The 15813-nt window shown below is 70.3% G+C and carries 13 protein-coding genes; 8 read left to right on the top strand and 5 right to left on the bottom strand.

All coding sequences use genetic code 11. The annotated features are described in order from the left end of the window. Window positions 1-25 precede the first annotated feature (25 nt). A complete protein-coding gene (locus WMF44_RS03330) occupies window positions 26-607 on the bottom strand; it encodes a YtfJ family protein (RefSeq protein WP_437297664.1) in 582 nt (193 codons plus the stop codon). Between the two features lie 454 nt (window positions 608-1061). Here WMF44_RS03330 and WMF44_RS03325 point away from each other — a divergent pair, with 454 nt between their 5' ends. The 3 genes from WMF44_RS03325 (at window position 1062) to WMF44_RS03315 (ending at window position 2863) form a co-directional block, all read left to right on the top strand. Beyond that, window positions 1062-1526, top strand: coding sequence for an Hsp20/alpha crystallin family protein (locus tag WMF44_RS03325; protein WP_012233212.1), 465 nt, complete (start codon window positions 1062-1064; stop codon window positions 1524-1526). Window positions 1527-1644: 118 nt separating this feature from the next. Then, window positions 1645-2025 carry an Hsp20/alpha crystallin family protein gene (locus WMF44_RS03320; protein ID WP_437297663.1) on the top strand — a complete coding sequence of 127 codons (381 nt, stop codon included), beginning with the start codon at window positions 1645-1647 and terminating at the stop codon, window positions 2023-2025. 4 nt (window positions 2026-2029) lie between these two features. Further along, the gene (locus WMF44_RS03315) at window positions 2030-2863 is read left to right on the top strand and encodes a hypothetical protein (RefSeq protein WP_437297662.1); all 834 of its coding nucleotides are present in this window, start codon (window positions 2030-2032) and stop codon (window positions 2861-2863) included. A 77-nt stretch (window positions 2864-2940) separates the two neighbouring features. On the opposite strand, the gene WMF44_RS03310 is transcribed toward WMF44_RS03315, so the two are convergent. Then, entirely contained in the window at window positions 2941-3648 is a 708-nt protein-coding gene (locus WMF44_RS03310; protein ID WP_437297661.1) for a hypothetical protein, read from the bottom strand. A 383-nt stretch (window positions 3649-4031) separates the two neighbouring features. Here WMF44_RS03310 and WMF44_RS03305 point away from each other — a divergent pair, with 383 nt between their 5' ends. The 3 genes from WMF44_RS03305 (at window position 4032) to WMF44_RS03295 (ending at window position 8770) form a co-directional block, all read left to right on the top strand. Then, a complete protein-coding gene (locus WMF44_RS03305) occupies window positions 4032-5840 on the top strand; it encodes an adenylate/guanylate cyclase domain-containing protein (RefSeq protein WP_437297660.1) in 1809 nt (602 codons plus the stop codon). Window positions 5841-5979: 139 nt separating this feature from the next. Next, on the top strand, window positions 5980-7776 hold the full coding sequence (locus WMF44_RS03300; RefSeq protein WP_437297659.1) for a glutamate--tRNA ligase: 1797 nt from the start codon (window positions 5980-5982) through the stop codon (window positions 7774-7776). A gap of 67 nt (window positions 7777-7843) precedes the next feature. Continuing rightward, entirely contained in the window at window positions 7844-8770 is a 927-nt protein-coding gene (locus WMF44_RS03295; RefSeq protein ID WP_437297658.1) for a glutamate--tRNA ligase family protein, read from the top strand. A gap of 12 nt (window positions 8771-8782) precedes the next feature. On the opposite strand, the gene WMF44_RS03290 is transcribed toward WMF44_RS03295, so the two are convergent. Then, window positions 8783-8995, bottom strand: a complete 213-nt coding sequence (locus WMF44_RS03290) for a hypothetical protein (RefSeq protein ID WP_437297657.1) — start codon at window positions 8993-8995, stop codon at window positions 8783-8785. A gap of 222 nt (window positions 8996-9217) precedes the next feature. On the opposite strand from WMF44_RS03290, the gene WMF44_RS03285 reads away from it, so the two are divergent. Then, window positions 9218-10531 carry an MFS transporter gene (locus WMF44_RS03285; RefSeq protein WP_437297656.1) on the top strand — a complete coding sequence of 438 codons (1314 nt, stop codon included), beginning with the start codon at window positions 9218-9220 and terminating at the stop codon, window positions 10529-10531. 477 nt (window positions 10532-11008) lie between these two features. Next, entirely contained in the window at window positions 11009-11647 is a 639-nt protein-coding gene (locus tag WMF44_RS03280; RefSeq protein ID WP_437297655.1) for a hypothetical protein, read from the top strand. A 36-nt stretch (window positions 11648-11683) separates the two neighbouring features. On the opposite strand, the gene WMF44_RS03275 is transcribed toward WMF44_RS03280, so the two are convergent. Together WMF44_RS03275 and WMF44_RS03270 are read right to left on the bottom strand one after the other, a co-directional pair. Further along, entirely contained in the window at window positions 11684-13564 is a 1881-nt protein-coding gene (locus WMF44_RS03275; protein ID WP_437297654.1) for a protein kinase domain-containing protein, read from the bottom strand. Window positions 13565-13661: 97 nt separating this feature from the next. Further along, a complete protein-coding gene (locus WMF44_RS03270; RefSeq protein WP_437297653.1) occupies window positions 13662-15644 on the bottom strand; it encodes a globin family protein in 1983 nt (660 codons plus the stop codon). Between the last annotated feature and the right edge of the window lie 169 nt (window positions 15645-15813).

The raw sequence follows: 15813 nt of genomic DNA, 5'->3' as shown, positions 1-15813 counted from the left end.
CCGCCGGCCGGGGCGTTCGCTGCGGTCAGCCCTCGACTTCCTTGCGCAGCAGATCGAGGACCTTGCTCTGCGACTCCGGCTTGAGGGCGCCTTCGGCCGCGAAGAGCACGTGGCCGTTCTTGCCGACCACGACGACGTTGCTGACGCCGCGGCGGAGCTTGTAGGCCGCGCGGAAGGAGCCATCCCAGTCGCAATAGATGGTCCCGCCGACCTTCCTCGACTCCTCCCGGATGGCGTCCTTCACGAAGCCTCTCGCCGGCCAGAAGTCGTAGGAGCTGACGTCGGCGATCGCGGCGACGGCGATGCCTCGCCGGTAGCGGTCGCCCTTCGTGAGCTTCGCCAGCGCGTCCTTGAGCGCCTGGTTCTGGGTCTTCGAGTCCTTGTCCTCGTAGACGATGAGGATCGGCTTGCCTTGAAGCGCCTTGAGCTGGAGCGCGCGGCCGTCCGCGTCCTCGACGCGCGCGTTCGGCGCCCGGTCCCCCTCCGAGGGCAGCGCCAGCGCGGCGCCCGAGATCAGCGCCAGGGACAGCGCCGCCGCGGAGGAGACCGAGCGGAGGCGGGCGGCGAGGACGCCGCGGCGGCGGGAGGCGGGCGGGCAGGGCTGCATGTCCGGGTTTCTAGCGCTTTCCGGGGTGCGCTCCCAGGGGTGTTCGAGGCGGCAGGCTCTAGCGCGCGCCGGCGCGGCTGGCTCCACCGGGCGCCGGCGTGGCTGGCTCCGCCGGCTGCCTGCGCCGGCGTGGCTCGGCCTGGCGGGGCGGTAGCCGGCGGGAGGCGCATGGATCCGCTCCGGGGAGCCGGAGAGGTCGCGCTCGCCCGCTTTTCCTTTCCGTCTGACGAGCTCGGTCGCCACCGCCTGTCCCGCCGATCTGCCTCGGGGGGACGACGGCTGGTCGTGCTCTTGACACCCCACGTGCCGTGCAAAGATTGGGCGGTGCGAAGAGACCGGCTCTCGGAGCCAAGGTCCCGTAACGCTACAACAAATCGGCCGTCGCGAGCAGGTTGACGGCGCCGCGGGCGGAGCCCCGGCGCGCGCCGTGCGCGGCGGTCATGGAGGATTGACCATGCTGCACCGAACCACGGATTTCGATCGCGCGTTTGCCATGATGGATGAGCTTCGCCGGCGCCTCGACTGGGTGTTCGAGGAGGCGGACGCGCCCCGCGCGTCGCTCCGCGGCGACTTCGACCAGACGTCCCGGTACGTGGGTGGTCCGCGCGTCTACCTGTTCGACACGGGGAGCGCCCTTGTCGTCAAGGCCGATGTTCCGGGTCTGACGGAGAAGGATGTCCAGATCTCGCTGAATCAGGACGTCCTGACGGTGAGCGGCGAGCGCAAGTCGGATGCGCCGGAGGGCTACCTCGTCCACCGCAAGGAGCGGGGCGCGGTGCGCTTCAGCCGGAGCTTCACGCTGCCGAGCAAGGTCGATCCGGAGAAGACGACCGCGGTCCTGAAGAACGGCGTGCTGACGCTCACGCTGAACAAGGCAGCCGAGGCGCAGCCGCGTCAGATCGCGGTGACGGCCCGCTGAGGGAGCCTGTAGCTGAAGGACGAAGAAGAAGAAGAAGAACGAAGAAGAGGAGAGCGACGATCCTGCGACGAGCGGATCTGGCGTGTACCGAGGAAGTACCGAGGAAGGAGCGATGAACATGAGCACCGATCGCAGCTTGACCCACCGTGCCGAGAGCAACCCCGAGAAGATCCAGCAGCGCCCCGCCGTGGCGCCGGCGGTCGACATCTACGAGAGCGCCGAGGAGCTCCTGGTCGTGGCGGATCTCCCGGGCGTGGCGCAGGATCGCCTGGCGGTCCGCGTGGAGAAGGGGGAGCTCACGTTCGAGGGCCGGCGGACCGAGGCGGCCGAGCGGGAGCAGGGCGTCGAAGGCCTGCCGGACTTCCGCCGCAGCTTCGTGGTCCCGCAGGGCATCGATTCCGAGAAGATCTCCGCGGATCTCCGGGCGGGCGTCCTGCGGATCCACCTGCCGAAGAGCGCGTCGCTCAAGCCGCGTCAGATCCCGATCAGCGCGAGCTGAGGCGGTGCGCCAGGTATCGAGGCACCGTGTCGCCGATCACCGGGCGGCCCCCTCCAAGGCGGCGTCGGGGCGGCGCGCGGTGCCTTTCGCGCGCTCCGGGGCGCCCTCGGCCGAGGAGCCCCCTGTCCTGGCGGCGCGGGTTTCGGCTACCGGTATCTACCGAGGGGAGATCAACTTCGGCCCGGATGCCACGACGGTTCTACCAGAGCAGTCTTCCGGCGGTGCCTTCCTCGCCGTGTTTGACGGCGAGGGCAACCATGTCTACAGCGTCGGGCTGGCGTGCGGGGACACCTGGCCCAAGGTGGCGCTGGACGCGGAAAGCAGCGTGCTGTTGGCGACCGGCTACATCGGGACCGTGAACCTCGGCGGCGACGATCTTCCATCCAGCGGAAGCAGCAATATGCTGGTCGCCAAGTTCGACCAGGACGGCGTACACGTGTGGAGCAAGAGTTTTGGCGACGCGGAGAATCGCGAGACCGATCTGTTCGATATGGCCGTAGCGCCGGACGGTGACCCGGTGATCACCGGATTTTTCAAGGGCAGCGTGACCTTCGGTGGCGCGACGCTCGAGACCGCGGAGGAGACGGACACGGACGGGTTTCTGGTGCGATTGAACGGCGAAGACGGCGGCCATGTCTACAGCGTCCAGATCGGGGATCGCGCGGGCGATTCCCCAGGGGCACAATACGGCAAAGGCGTCGGGGTTGATGCGATGGGCCGTGCTGTCGTCGCTGGCACATTCGTGAACTCGGTCGACTTCGGTGCCGGGCACACGCGTGACGACCCGCCGCTGACGACGGATATTCCTAACGTGGTGATGGCGCGGATGTCGCCCTGAGTGCGGCTGCAAGGACGAGCGGTACGCTGCAACGCGAGGTTGTAGCGTGCGAACGCGCATGGATGACGCGCACAGGCTCAGGGCAACGCCGCATTGTTACCGAGGAGCGTCAGCGTCCAGTTCGCGTCCTCACCGCACACGGTCTCTCCGGTGTGGCGCACCTCGATGATGAACCAGAGGTCGTCCTCCGGGCCCCAGCGGTCGTTCCAGGTCACGTAAAACGACTCGGGCGTCCCCTGCCCTCTCACGCCGGACGCGAAGCAATCCGGCGCATCAACCTCAAGCTCCCCCTGGTAGACGATCAAATCGAAGTTCATCCCTGGCGGGGAGGTGAGCGTGGCACGGAAATGCTCGTCGCTACCCTCGTCCTCCTCGTCATCGATCTTGATCTTGAACCACTTCGACGTGGTCCCTGTCTCTGTCAACGAATCAGCGCCGACGTCGCCAGAGATCGAACCAAGGTCCTCTGCTCCAAGGCAGGTGTTCGGCGCACCCAAGTCGCACTCGGCCGCCTCTCCTCCACCGCCGCCTTCGCCCCCACCGCCTTCGTTGCTCTCGCCCTCGCCCCCATCGCCGCCGGCCCCGGTGGAGCCGACGCTCACGCTCGAGCTAGAGCTCGAGCACACGGACAGGTCTTCCCCTCCGGCGCCGCCATCACCGCCGAGTCCGCCTCCGCCGGCCTGCTCCTCGTAATAGCCGGGCAGCAGATCGTCGGTGCCGTTGGCGCACGCGGCGAGTGTGAAAAGGACCGCAGGAATCACAAGCAGCCGGCCGGGCGTGTGCATTGCACGCATTCTATCTGCTCTCGCGACAGCGGTCCAAGGAAGCCACGAGGCAACGTGAGATACCGTAGCGTCGTTCATCACCGTCAGAAACGGCGACAACCGTTCGAGTTGTTTTCATCACTACGGACCTGAATTTCCGCGAATATCGTTGACGGCTCGGCCCGGAGCCACGGGCGGTAACGTCCACGATACACATCTGGAACTCGATGCCTCGCGTGCCGCCGTGGAGCGAGAATGAGACCTCGCCTCCGGACCCGCCGCGGAGCCCCCCACGCGAGCGCGGCCCGGGCCGGGCGAGGGGCACCGCGCCGCACCACGCCGCCGCGCCCCCTCCCCCGCCCGCCGCGGGCCCGCGCCGTCCCGGCTGGTGTCGGCGCGCTTCCGTGCCGTCCCGCATTTCGATAGTCTCGGCGCCGCTGAAGCCCGCCCTCGACGCCCTGCTCTCACTGCGCGCGAAGACGCTGCTGGCGATCGCCGCCACGCTGCTCGGGCTCAGCTTTGCCTTGTACGGCGTGTCCTCCAGGGCGCTCCTCGCCAACTCGATGGCCGCCGAGGCGCAGGACACCCGCCGCACCGTGCAGGTGGCGCTCAACCTCTTCCGCCAGGCCAGCAGCGACTTCAACGCGCGCTGGACCGACTGGAGCCAGTGGGATGACGCCTACGCGTTCGTGCAGGACGGCAATCAAGAGTTCGTCCGCTCGAACCTCGTCGCCCAGCTCTTCGACATCGCCCGCATCGATCTCGCGGTCTTCGCCGGCGCCGACGGAACGCCCGTGTACAGCACCGGCTACGACCACGCCACGAAGGGCTGGGCCCCCCTGCCGCGCGGCATCGCCGAGCGGCTCCGCGTCGGCGATCTCCTCTTCGGGCGGGACGCGCCGAGCAGCGCCGTCCGAGGCGGCATCGTCCTCCTCCCGGACGGGCCGATGCTCCTCTGCTCCCAGCCGAGCGTCGGCAGCTCCGGCCGCGGACCGGTCGCCGGCACCGTCACGTTCGGGCGCTTCTTGACCGACGCCGAGATCAAGCGCCTCACCGAGCCCGCCGGCCTCTCGCTCGCCGTGCACCGCCTCGACGATCCCCAGCTGCCCGACGACTTCCGCGAGGCGCGCGCCGCCCTGTCCGACAGCGACCCGATCCTCGTCCACCCGCTCGGCAGCGACAGGATCGCCGGATACACCGTCCTCAACGACATCGACGGCAAGCCGGCGCTGCTCGTGCGCGTGGACAACGACAGGGCCATCCTCAGGATGGGCCATGACACATTGCGTTATCTCGTGCTCGTGACCGTTGTCGTGGGCCTTGTCTTCGGCGGCGTCACGCTGCTGCTCCTGGAGAAGCTGGTGCTGTACCGGCTCGCCCGCCTCAGCCGGGAGGTCACCGAGATCGGCGGCGTCGGCGACCTCTCGGCGCGGGTCGCGATGCCGGGCACCGACGAGCTGTCGCGCCTCACCGGCTCGATCAACGGCATGCTCTCGGCCCTGGAGGCGAACGCGCGGCGGCAGAGCCAGCAGAAGGCGGCGCTCGAGCAGGCGAAGGCCGCGGCCGAGCGAGCCCATGAGCGCTCGGACCGGCTCCTCCTCAACATCCTGCCGAGGACGATCGCCGATCAGCTGAAGGAGCACGAGCAGCTCATCGCCGAGCACTTCGAGGAGGTGACCGTCCTCTTCGCGGACATCGCGGACTTCACCCCGCTCGCCGCGCGGCTCCCCCCGGCGGAGCTCGTCGGCCTGCTCAACCGGATGTTCTCCTCGTTCGATCAGCTCGCCGAGCAGCACGGCCTGGAGAAGATCAAGACCATAGGAGACGCCTATATGGTCGTCGGCGGGCTGCCGGCGCAGCGCCCCGATCACGCGAGGGCCATCGCGCGGATGGCGATCGCCATGACGCACACCGTGCGCCAGTTCGTCGGCGACGACGGCGAGCCGTTCCAGCTCAGGATCGGCATCAACACCGGGCCTGTCATCGCCGGCGTGATCGGCAAGAAGAAGTTCAGCTACGATCTCTGGGGCGACGCGGTGAACGTGGCGAGCCGCATGGAGTCGAGCGGAGAGCCCGGCCGGATCCAGGTGAGCGAGGCGAGCCATTCCCTGCTCGCGCGAGATTTCCTCCTCGAGGAGCGGGGCCTCGTGGCGATCAAGGGCAAGGGCGCGATGAAGACCTATTGGCTCATCGGCGAGAGCACACCGCAGTAGCGCGGCGCGCGGCGCGCGTCACGACCCACGCTCGTTCGCGCTCGTACCCCGCGATTGACGCGCCCCCGGCCGATTGACAAGGCCAGGCGGGCGTGCAATGGCTGCCCGCCCGATGTCAGACCAGGAGCGACGCGCCCTCATGGACAAGCAGGCCCCGAACGAGACGACGCTTCCCGTCACCGTCCGCGAACCGGCCCCCGGAGAGGACCGCGACGAGCTCGTGCGCCTCCTCTTCGGCGACGCCGCGGCGTCGGCCAGGCGGCCCGAGGAGTACGAGGCGCGCTATCCCCGGCGCGCGCTGCCCAAAGGCGCGATGGTCACCCGCTACGCGCCGAGCCCGACCGGGTTCATGCACATCGGCGGCATCTTCGTGTCGCTCATCAACAAGCGGCTGTCGCTCCAGAGCGAGGGCGTCTTCTACCTCCGCCTCGAGGACACCGACGTGAAGCGCGCCATCCCCGGCGCGCTCGACACCATCGTCGACTCCCTCGCGCGCTTCGATCTCTCCCCTCAGGAGGGCGTGCTCCGCGCGCCGGCGAAGGACGGAGACCCGTCGTCGCGAGGCGAGTTCGTGCAGCAGGGCAGCTACGGCCCCTATATCCAGACCGAGCGGGTCGAGATCTACCGGGATTACGCGATCGATCTCCTCCGCCGCGGCTTCGCCTACCCCTGCTTCTGCACGGTCGAGGAGCTCGACGCCATCCGGCAGGAGCAGATGGCCCTCACGGTGAAGCCCGGGGTCCACGGCCGGTGGGCGAAGTGGCGCGACGCGCCGCTCGCCCGGGTGGAGGAGGCGCTCGCGGGCGGCACCCCGTTCGTGCTCCGGCTGCGCGCCCCGGACGACGTCTCCGGCCGCGTCGAGTGGAAGGACGGCGTGAAGGGCGTCATCTCGATGCCCGTCAACGATCTCGACACCATCCTCCTCAAGTCGGACGGCATCCCGACGTACCACTTCGCCCACGCGATCGACGATCACCTGATGCGCACGACGCACGTGATCCGGGGCGACGAGTGGATCTCCTCGATGCCGCTCCACCTGCAGCTCTTCCGCACGCTCGGCTTCAGGCCGGTCGAGTACGCCCACGTCCCGCCCATCCAGAAGCTCGATCGCGTGGAAGAGGTCGACCCGGAGACGGGCGAGACGAAGGTCTCGGACGCGCGGCGCAAGCTGAGCAAGCGCAAGGACCCCGAGGCGAACATCGCCTATTACCGGGAGATCGGCGTCCCCGAGACAGCCACCATCGAGTACCTCCTCAACATCGCCAACTCCGCGTTCGAGGACTGGCGCAAGGCGAACCCCGACAAGCCCTATTCCGCCTTCCCCCTCAAGCTCAACAAGCTCGCCCCCGGCGGCGCGCTGAGCGACATGGTGAAGCTGAAGAGCGTGAGCCAGGCGGTCGTGAGCCGGATGAGCGCCGAGGACGTCTATGCCCAGGGCCTCGACTGGGCCAGGGAATACGACAAGGAGCTCGCCGCGCTGATGGAGCGAGATCCGGAGTACACGAAGCGCGCGCTCGGCATCGAGCGCGGCGGCAAGAAGTCGAACAAGCGCATCACCACCTGGCCCGACCTGCGGCCCCAGCTCTTCTTCTTCTACGACGAGCTCTACGACCGCGTCGACGCGCTCGATTTCCCCGAGAACGTCCCGGAGGGAGATCGAAGGCCGCTGCTCCGGCAGATGCTCGACACGTTCGACCCGGCCGACTCGAAGGAGGCGTGGTTCGAGAAGATCCGGCAGATCGCGGTGGCCTCGGGCTACGCAGGCGAGGTGAAGCAGTACAAGGCCTCTCCCGAGTCGTGGAAGGGCCATGTCGGCGACGTCTCGATGCTCCTCCGGGTCGCGGTCTGCGGGACGAGGAACAGCCCTGATCTGACCGAGGTCATGGCGGTGCTGGGCGAGCCGCGCGTGCGGGCGCGCATCGCGCGCTTCCTCTGAGGCGCGGCGTGGCGGGCCCGCGGGCCGCGCGGCGAGGGCGCGGCCGGCAGCGGCAGGAGGAAGAGCGATGAGCGAGGTGTGCCGGTTCGCCCCGTCGACCACCGGGCCCGCCCACCTCGGCACGCTCGCCGCGGCGCTGCTCTCCTGGCTGGACGCGCGGTCGCGGGGCGCGCGGCTGGTCCTCCGGCTGGAGGACCTCGATCCCGACCGCTGCCGGTCGGAATTCACGCGCGCCATCGAGGAGGATCTCGCGTGGCTCGGGCTCGATTTCGACGAGCGCGTCGAGCAGCACGCGCGGAGGGCGCACCACGAGGCGGCGATGGACCGGCTCGAGGCGCTCGGCGCGCTGTACCCCTGCTCCGCGACGCGCGAGGAGGTGCGCGCGATCGGCCGGCGCGCCCCGGACGGCGGCTTCGCCTACGACAACCGCGCGCGCGGCCGCGCGCTGCCGCCCGGCGGGTGGCGCGCGAGCGTGGAGCCGATCCGGGCGCGGCTGCCGGACGGCGTGTTCCGGCCCCTGGACGAGGGCGGGCTCGACCTGTCGCAGGAGCCCGCGCTCGCGATGGGTGATCCCGTGGTTCGCCGGCGCGACGGCGCCTTCTCCTACCAGCTGGCGGTGGTGGTCGACGACGGCGCGGCGGGCGTCACGCGCGTCGTAAGGGGGCGCGACATCGCGCCGAGCACCGCGACGCAGGCGGCGCTCCAGGCGCTGCTCGGGCTGCCAGCGCCGGTCTACCGGCACCACCTGCTCCTCCTGGAGGAGCGCGGCGGCAAGCTGGCGAAGACGCACGGCGCGGCGCGCGGGGCGGCGCTCGCCCGGAGCGCGCCCGCGCTCACCGGCGCGCTCGCTTGCTGCGTCGGCCTGCGGGATCGCCCCGATCCGTGCACGCCGGCGGAGCTGCTCCGGGAGTTCGACTGGTCGCGCGTCGCGACGGCAGACCGCGTCGTGAGCCTCCGCGACGGCTCGCTCACGCTGACGGCGAGCGGGCCCTGAGCGGCGCGTGGATCAGGCGGGCAGCGGCGAGGCGGCGCGTCCCAGCATCGGGAACCACGTGAGGATCGCGTTCGGCCGCGGGAAATCGTCGTCGTCGTCGTCGTCGTCGCGCCGGCCATCACGCCCACGGCGGGAGCGGCTCCCGAACAGCGTCCAGGCGCGCCACGCCTGCTCGGCGAGGTCGCGCGCCCGTCCCGACGAAGTGTCATGTCCAAGGAGCATCATGTGTGGCTGCCGCTTACCACGGGTCCATGTCGGCGCGCCAGTGTTCCACGCCGAGGCCACGCGAACGTGACCGTCCGATGACCGGCGTGGTGCCCGGAGCGTCCCTGCTCTCCCTCACAGTGCCCGGGATGCAACCCCTCCACGGCGCGCGGGACGCAGCGACATGGCGCTCGACCTCCCGGCGCGTCACCGTGGCATCGCAGCCTGGCGACCCTCGCTGGAATGCGCCATGAACGCCGCCCGGACTCGTTCATGGCCACCGCCCTCGCCGCCCTGAAGCCGTCGTCGCCCTTCGCCGCCTTCACATCGCGCGATTTTTGCGTTTACGCGGCGGCCCGCCTCCTGGCCACGGTGGCGTACCAGATGCAATCGGTCGCCGTGGGGTATCAGATCTACGACCTCACGCGAGATCCGCTCGCGCTCGGTTATGTGGGGCTCGCCCAGTTCCTCCCTGTCGCGGGGCTCTCGCTCGCGTCCGGGCACGCGGCGGATCGCTTCGATCGGCGGCGGATCCTCGTCCTTTGCTACCTCACCTCGGCGCTCGCGGCGCTCGCGCTCTTCTTCCTCGCGCGCTCGCCGAGCCCGAACCTGCCGGCCATCTACGGGGTCCTCGTGCTCCTCGGCACGGTGCGCGCCTTCCAGGGGCCGGCCGGCTCGGCGCTCCTGCCGACGCTCGTGCCGGCGGAGCACTTCCAGAACGCGGTGACGTGGCAATCGACGCTCTGGCAGGTCGGCGCCATCGGCGGGCCGAGCCTGGGCGGGCTGCTCTACGCGCTCTGGAAGGCGCCTGCGCCCGTGTACCTGAGCGCGAGCCTCGCGCTCGCCGCGGCGTGCGCCGGGCCCCTGGCCGTGCGGGCGCCCGCCGGCCGCCTGGAGAGGAAGCCGCCGTCGCTCGCCACGGCGCTCGCCGGGCTGCGCTACGTCTACCGGAAGAAGGTCCTCCTCGGGTCGATCTCGCTCGACTTCGTGGCCGTCTTCCTTGGCGGCGCGGTCGCGCTGCTGCCCATCTACGCGACCGACGTGCTCGGGGTCGGCCCGCAGGGGTTCGGCCTCCTGCGCGCCGCGCCGGCCGTCGGGGCCGGGCTCATGGCCGTGGTCCTCGCCTTCCGGCCCATCACGCGGCGCGCCGGGCCGAGGATGCTCCTCTGCGTCGGGCTCTTCGGCCTCGCCGCGGTGGTGTTCGGCCTGTCGCGGAGCTTCCCCCTCTCGCTCGTCGCGCTCACCGTGATGGGCGCCGCCGACATGGTGAGCGTCGTCGTGCGGATGACCCTGGAGCAGCTCGCCACGCCGCCCGAGATGCGCGGCCGCGTGAGCGCGGTCAACATGGTGTTCGTCGGCGCCTCGAACGAGCTCGGAGAGCTCGAGTCGGGGACCCTCGCGAGGCTCATCGGGACGGTGCCCACCGTGGTGTTCGGCGGCCTCGGGACGATCGCGGTCGTGCTGCTCTGGGCATGGCTGTTCCCCGAGCTGCGCGCGGTCGACCGGCTCGAAGACACGCGCGCGACCTCCGAAGAAGACGCCGTCGAGAAGGCCTGACACGCGCCTCGCGTCGAGCGCGCGCAGCACATCATCGCTCCCGGCCCGGTGAGGGCCAGTCGCTCTCTCGAGGGCTGGAGAGGGCCACTCCATGCGTGAGCCCCGCGGCGAGAGCGCGAGACGGCTCGGCGCGAATTTGACCGCGAGCACACCCGCAATCTCGCGAGGGCGAGCGCAACAAACGCAGCAAACGCGACCAACGTAACAAACGTAACTGAACACGACCGAACACAACCGAACACAACCGAACACAAATCCAGTGCGAACCGGTGCGAAAACGATTGCGCACCACGTACGACGCACCGCTTCCCAGATCATTTGCAATTTGACGAGGACGTTATAATGCACACTGAGCGGCACGCGATCATACAACGCACGACGACAATCCCAGCCAGGCTGTCCGAATCGCTTGACACAGAGGTGGCTTATGACCTTACATGTCTTATGGATACGATAATCGCGTGGGCTGTTGGTATCATGATGACATGGGCCCCGCCTGGGAAGAGCTTCATCAAGGACGCCGTCGAGACGCCCGAGGAAGGCCGCGCGCGCTACCACGAGATCGCGCGCGCGGCGGCGAAGGTCGCCTATGATCCCGCATTGAAGCCGGTGTTCGGCGGCCCGCGCGGTCGAGCCGAGACGATGGCGCTGCTCTTGTCGATCGCGTATTTCGAGAGCGGCTACCGTCGCGACGTGGACCTCGGGCTCGGGAAGCTCGCGCGCGGCTCGGGGGTCGACTCCTGTCTGCTCCAGGTCCGCGTCGGCGCCGGCAAGACCCGGGAGGGGTGGACGCACGAGGATCTCGTCGGGGATCGAGAGAAATGCTTTCGCGCCGGACTCGCGCTGATCAAGGGATCCTTCGGGGCGTGCCGCAAGCAGGAGCCGCGCGACCGGCTCAGCGCATACACGCGCGGCAGGTGCATCGATAACGACAAGCATTCGAGGGCGCGTATTGGACGCGCGCTGAACGTGCCGCGCGCGCCGGTGACGGACGCGGCGGTGCTCGCCGCAATGCCCGGGCGCGCCCCCCTCCCCGCCGCGCCGCCGAGCGCGCCGCCCGCGACAGGAGCGGTCAGGACGGTCGCACCAGCCGGGACCGCCGGAAACGACAGCTAACGCGCCGGCCGCGCCTGACGACCCGCTGGAGGCGGCTCAGCCCCGGATCAGGTTCGTGGCCGCCTCGGCGGTGAGATAGCTCTTGCTCTTCATGCCCAGGCGGATCGACGACAGGCTCACGTCCGTCTCGCCCTGGAGCGCGGCGATCGTCAGCGCGTTGTGGCAGTAGATGTTGATGAGCTTCGGGCTACCGCCGCTCCTCGCGTGCAGCAGCTGCTGCGACGCGAGGTCCAGCTGGAGCCCCCGCCTGCTCCCCCCGACCGAGCACATCCTGAAGTCGATGTATTCGCTCATCTCCTGCTGGGTCATGCCGGGCAGGAGGAGCGACTGAGCGCCGGAGTAGAGCTCGCGCGGCACGCCGTTCGAGGCCAGGGTCGCGGGCAGATCGGGGGCGCCCACCAGGATCATCGAGAGCTTGCCCGCCGGGGCGCAGCGCAGGATGTCATGGAGCTCCATCAGGAGATCGTGATCCTCCGGATCGACGCCGTCGACGACCAGCACCGCGATCGCGTCCGACCCGGCGCGGAGGAGCGCTTGCCCGAGGAACGCGTCGACGAGGAACTGCTGGCTCAGCGTCGGTGTGATGGCCGTCGCCCCCACCTGCCTGCACAGCGACACGAGCGGCCGCGTCCCGAAGAGCAGCTGCGGCTCGACCGAGAAGACATGGATCCGCGGGACCTTGTTCTTGATCATCTCACAGACGAAGGTCCGGCCGCTCCCCGGCTCGCCCACGAGGATCGCCGGGCGCTGCCCGGCGACGATCTGCGACGCCAGCGTCCTCAGGATCCACGCATAAGGGCCCGCGTCCCAGAAGTAGCTCGGCTGCCGGATGTCGCTGAACGGATAGCCGGTCAGCCCGAAGTGATCACGGTAGCTGTACTGGCCGGTGAAGTGCCCGACGGCGGTCGAGCTGCTCACCAGGATCGTCCCCGTCGGCGTCGCGAGCGGGCCTCTCGGCGGCACGGGGAGCTGGCTTATCCTCGTATCGCCGAGATCCACGGGCGCGCCGAGCAGCGCGCTCTTCGGCTCCGACATCTCTCGCGGCCTGACGCTGCTGCGCCGGAGCATCAGCATGTCCTCGAGGAACGCCACGATGTGCCCGGCCGACGGCCGCTCCTGCGGCCTCTTCGACATGCAGCGGCGCAGGAGCTCCGCGAGGAGCGGATCGATGTCCGGCATCGCCAGCTTCGGATCCGGGACGGGCGCGTGGCAGTGCGCCTGGAAGCAGCCAGCGAGATCCCGCGCCGAGAAGGGCGTCCTGCCCACGAGCAGGTGGTAGAACGTGCAGCCGAGGCTGTAGATGTCCGACGGAGGCGCGATGTCCTGCCCGGTCCACTGCTCCGGGCTCATGTAGAACGGCGTGCCCTCCAGCGTGCGGGAGGAGCTGCCGCCGAGCGGGCCGCTCTCCGGATGGGACGCCAGGCCGAAGTCGGCGATCTTGAGCGTCCCAGACGCATTGAGGAGGAGGTTGGCGGGCTTGACGTCGCGGTGGGAGATACCGAACGAGGCCGCGAGCTCGAGCGCCGCCGCGGCCTCGCGCATCTTCTCGATCCCGAACTGCTCCGGCAGGCGGCCGCCGTGCTGCTTGGCCGCCTGCGCCATCGTGAGGCCGTGGACGTACTCCATGGCGATGTAGCGGACGTCCTCGTCCTCGCCGACCTGGAAGATCTGCACCACGTTCGGGTGGAGGAGGCGCGCCGCCGCGCGCGCCTCGCGCAGGAAGCGGTCGCGCCGCTCGGGATCGGTGTCCGCGCTCCCCTTCGCGATCAGCTTCACCGCGACGTCGCGCTGGAGCACGCTGTCCCTGGCCAGGTACACGGCGCCCATCGCGCCGATGCCGAGCAGCTGGATCAGCTGGAAGGGTCCCAGCCACTGTCCCGCCAGATGGGTCAGCGTACTCGCAGGCTCCGCGATCATCGGACTCTCATTCCCATCTTGCCATCAAACCCGTGCGCTCGCCGGGCGAATGCGTCGGCTTCCAGTCCACGACCCGCTCACGACCCGCAGGAGGAGCTCACAGCTGCCCCGCGCCGGGCCCCGCGTCGCTCCGCGCCCGACCCCGCCCCAGGATGTGTCCCATCGTGAACGCGGAGAGGACGAGGACCGTGACGATGATCGGCACGGCGTAGGTCGCGAGGGACGCGATGTTGGGCACGGCGCCCGCGCCGGCCGCGGCGCCCGCGCCGGCCGCAGCCTTGTCGGCGCCGCCCACCGTCATCAGGATGGCCGTGGCCATCGAGGCGGCGATCGAGAGCAGGGCGATCGCGAGCCCCGCGGCGAGGCCGCTCGGGCCGGTCGGCTCCAGCACGACGGGCGCCGCGGCCGGCGACGCCATCCCGGGCGAGGCGACCGGGACCGTCACCAGCGGACCGTCCAGCTTGACGTGGACGTTGACGACCATGTCCTGGCCCGCCCACGGGATGACGAGCCCCTGCGGGCTCGCGCTCGCGACGGCAGGGGGCGCTGCAGGCGCCGGGCGCGCCGCCGCCCGGGAGTCTTCGTGGTGGATACCGCTGGTCATCATGGCCTCATGGGCAGGGTTGGTCTGGTAGTGCAGCGTGTCGGCGTCCTCGTCGAGCGGGCCCGGGCGCCGCTTCGCCGGCATCACCTCCGTGACGCTCGACGGCGCCGGCGCGCGCTGCTCCGAGAGGGGCGGCCGCTGCGCGGGCGCCCGCTCCCGCGCGGGCGCGGCGTCGGCCTTGCGACCGCCCCCGCTCGCGACGTGATCTGCGGCCGCCTTCTTCATGACGTCCGCGATCACGCCGTAGACCTCGGTCCATGCCGACTCGACGTCGCGCGTGAAGCCGTCGCCCAGCCCTTCGCGCAGCGTCCAGAGCAGCGCCTCGCCCACCACGTCGTAATGCCGATCGACGACCATGTAGCCGTGGTGCCGCACGCCGAGCGCCTGGAGCACCGGCACGAGCCTGCCCAGGTTGTTCAGCCCGTCGACGGCCACGGCGAGCGTCTGCATGAGCTTCTTCTTCTGCTCGCCCATGTCGTTCTTGAACATCGACCGCACCGACGGATCGAGCTCGAAGAGGCGGTCGTAGAAGAGCGCGGCCGCGGCGTCCGAGATGGGCATCACCTTCGCCCACGATCGCTGCACGAGCTCGATGGTGCGCAGGCTGATCGGCGCGCCCGCGGGCGCCCCGGCGGGCGCGGGCGCGGGCGGCGGCGGGTCGCCCTGCCAGGGCGGCACGACCCCGACGAGCGTCCGCGAGGCCTTGGTCGACGAGGGCGGCGGCACCGACTTCGGCATCTGCACCGCCGGCTCCGCTGGCGCCACGCGCTGCGCCGGTTGGGAGGAGCCGATCCGCGGGGGCTCCCTCCCGGGCGGCGCCGGCGAGGGGTGCGCCTGCGCGCCGCCCACGGCCGCGTGGGCCGCGGCGGCCTTCTTCATGACGTCCGAGACCACGCCGTAGACCTCTTTCCACGCGGACTCGACGTCGGCCGAGAAGGAGTCGCCGAGCCCCTCGCGCAGCGTCCAGAGCAGCGCCTCGCCCACCACGTCGTAATGCCGATCGACGACCATATAGCCCTGGTGCCGGACGCCGAGGCCCTGGAGCACCGGCACGAGCTTGGGCAGGTTGTTCAGCCCATCGACGGCCACGGAGAGCGTCTGCATGAGCTTCTTCTTCTGCTCGGCGATATCGTTCTTGAACAGCGGCCGCACCGACGGCTCGAGCGTGAACAGCCGCTCATAGAACAGCGCCGCCGCGGCGTCCGAGATGGGCATCACCTTCGCCCAGGACCACTGCACGAGCTCGATGGTGCGCTGGCTCAGGAGCTCCGGCGGCTGCGCGCTGCGCGCCTTGTTGAGGAACTCGGGCGCGCCGTAGGCCCCCGGCCCTCGCTGGGTGGCGGGCCCCGCGGAGGGCAACACACGCGCCGCGGGCGCGGGCGCGCTGGCGCTGCGTTGCGGCTTGGCAGCATCCCCCGGCGTCGCGGCGCCGCGCGTGTTGGTCGAGGGTGCGAAGGGATCGTTCGGTTTGGCCATCGTGGTTGTCCGCTGGAGGTTACCGGGAATGCGCCGGTGAGGTGCGCGCCGCGGCGCGCGTGTTCAGAGCACAGGAGCCGCCTCTATCGGCATCCTACATCACGGGACCGGCGCCTGCCTACGGCGCGGCGAGAGGGCTGCGCCGCCGGCGCGAGGCGCCCGTGGAAGC

The organism is Sorangium sp. So ce426 (assembly GCF_051475585.1).
In the GTDB taxonomy this organism is placed as follows: Bacteria; Myxococcota_A; Polyangia; order Polyangiales; family Polyangiaceae; genus Sorangium; species Sorangium cellulosum_B.
This window is presented reverse-complemented; position numbering and strand designations above follow the sequence as displayed.

Bases quoted from the DNA above. Each gene is read 5' to 3' on its own strand.
- WMF44_RS03275 (WP_437297654.1), bottom strand. From the start codon at position 13,564: ATGATCGCGGAGCCTGCGAGTACGCTGACCCATCTGGCGGGACAGTGG.
- WMF44_RS03320 (WP_437297663.1), top strand. From the start codon at position 1,645: ATGAGCACCGATCGCAGCTTGACCCACCGTGCCGAGAGCAACCCCGAG.
- WMF44_RS03295 (WP_437297658.1), top strand. From the start codon at position 7,844: ATGAGCGAGGTGTGCCGGTTCGCCCCGTCGACCACCGGGCCCGCCCAC.
- WMF44_RS03300 (WP_437297659.1), top strand. From the start codon at position 5,980: ATGGACAAGCAGGCCCCGAACGAGACGACGCTTCCCGTCACCGTCCGC.
- WMF44_RS03310 (WP_437297661.1), bottom strand. From the start codon at position 3,648: ATGCACACGCCCGGCCGGCTGCTTGTGATTCCTGCGGTCCTTTTCACA.
- WMF44_RS03285 (WP_437297656.1), top strand. From the start codon at position 9,218: ATGCGCCATGAACGCCGCCCGGACTCGTTCATGGCCACCGCCCTCGCC.
- WMF44_RS03280 (WP_437297655.1), top strand. From the start codon at position 11,009: ATGATGACATGGGCCCCGCCTGGGAAGAGCTTCATCAAGGACGCCGTC.
- WMF44_RS03290 (WP_437297657.1), bottom strand. From the start codon at position 8,995: ATGATGCTCCTTGGACATGACACTTCGTCGGGACGGGCGCGCGACCTC.
- WMF44_RS03330 (WP_437297664.1), bottom strand. From the start codon at position 607: ATGCAGCCCTGCCCGCCCGCCTCCCGCCGCCGCGGCGTCCTCGCCGCC.
- WMF44_RS03325 (WP_012233212.1), top strand. From the start codon at position 1,062: ATGCTGCACCGAACCACGGATTTCGATCGCGCGTTTGCCATGATGGAT.
- WMF44_RS03270 (WP_437297653.1), bottom strand. From the start codon at position 15,644: ATGGCCAAACCGAACGATCCCTTCGCACCCTCGACCAACACGCGCGGC.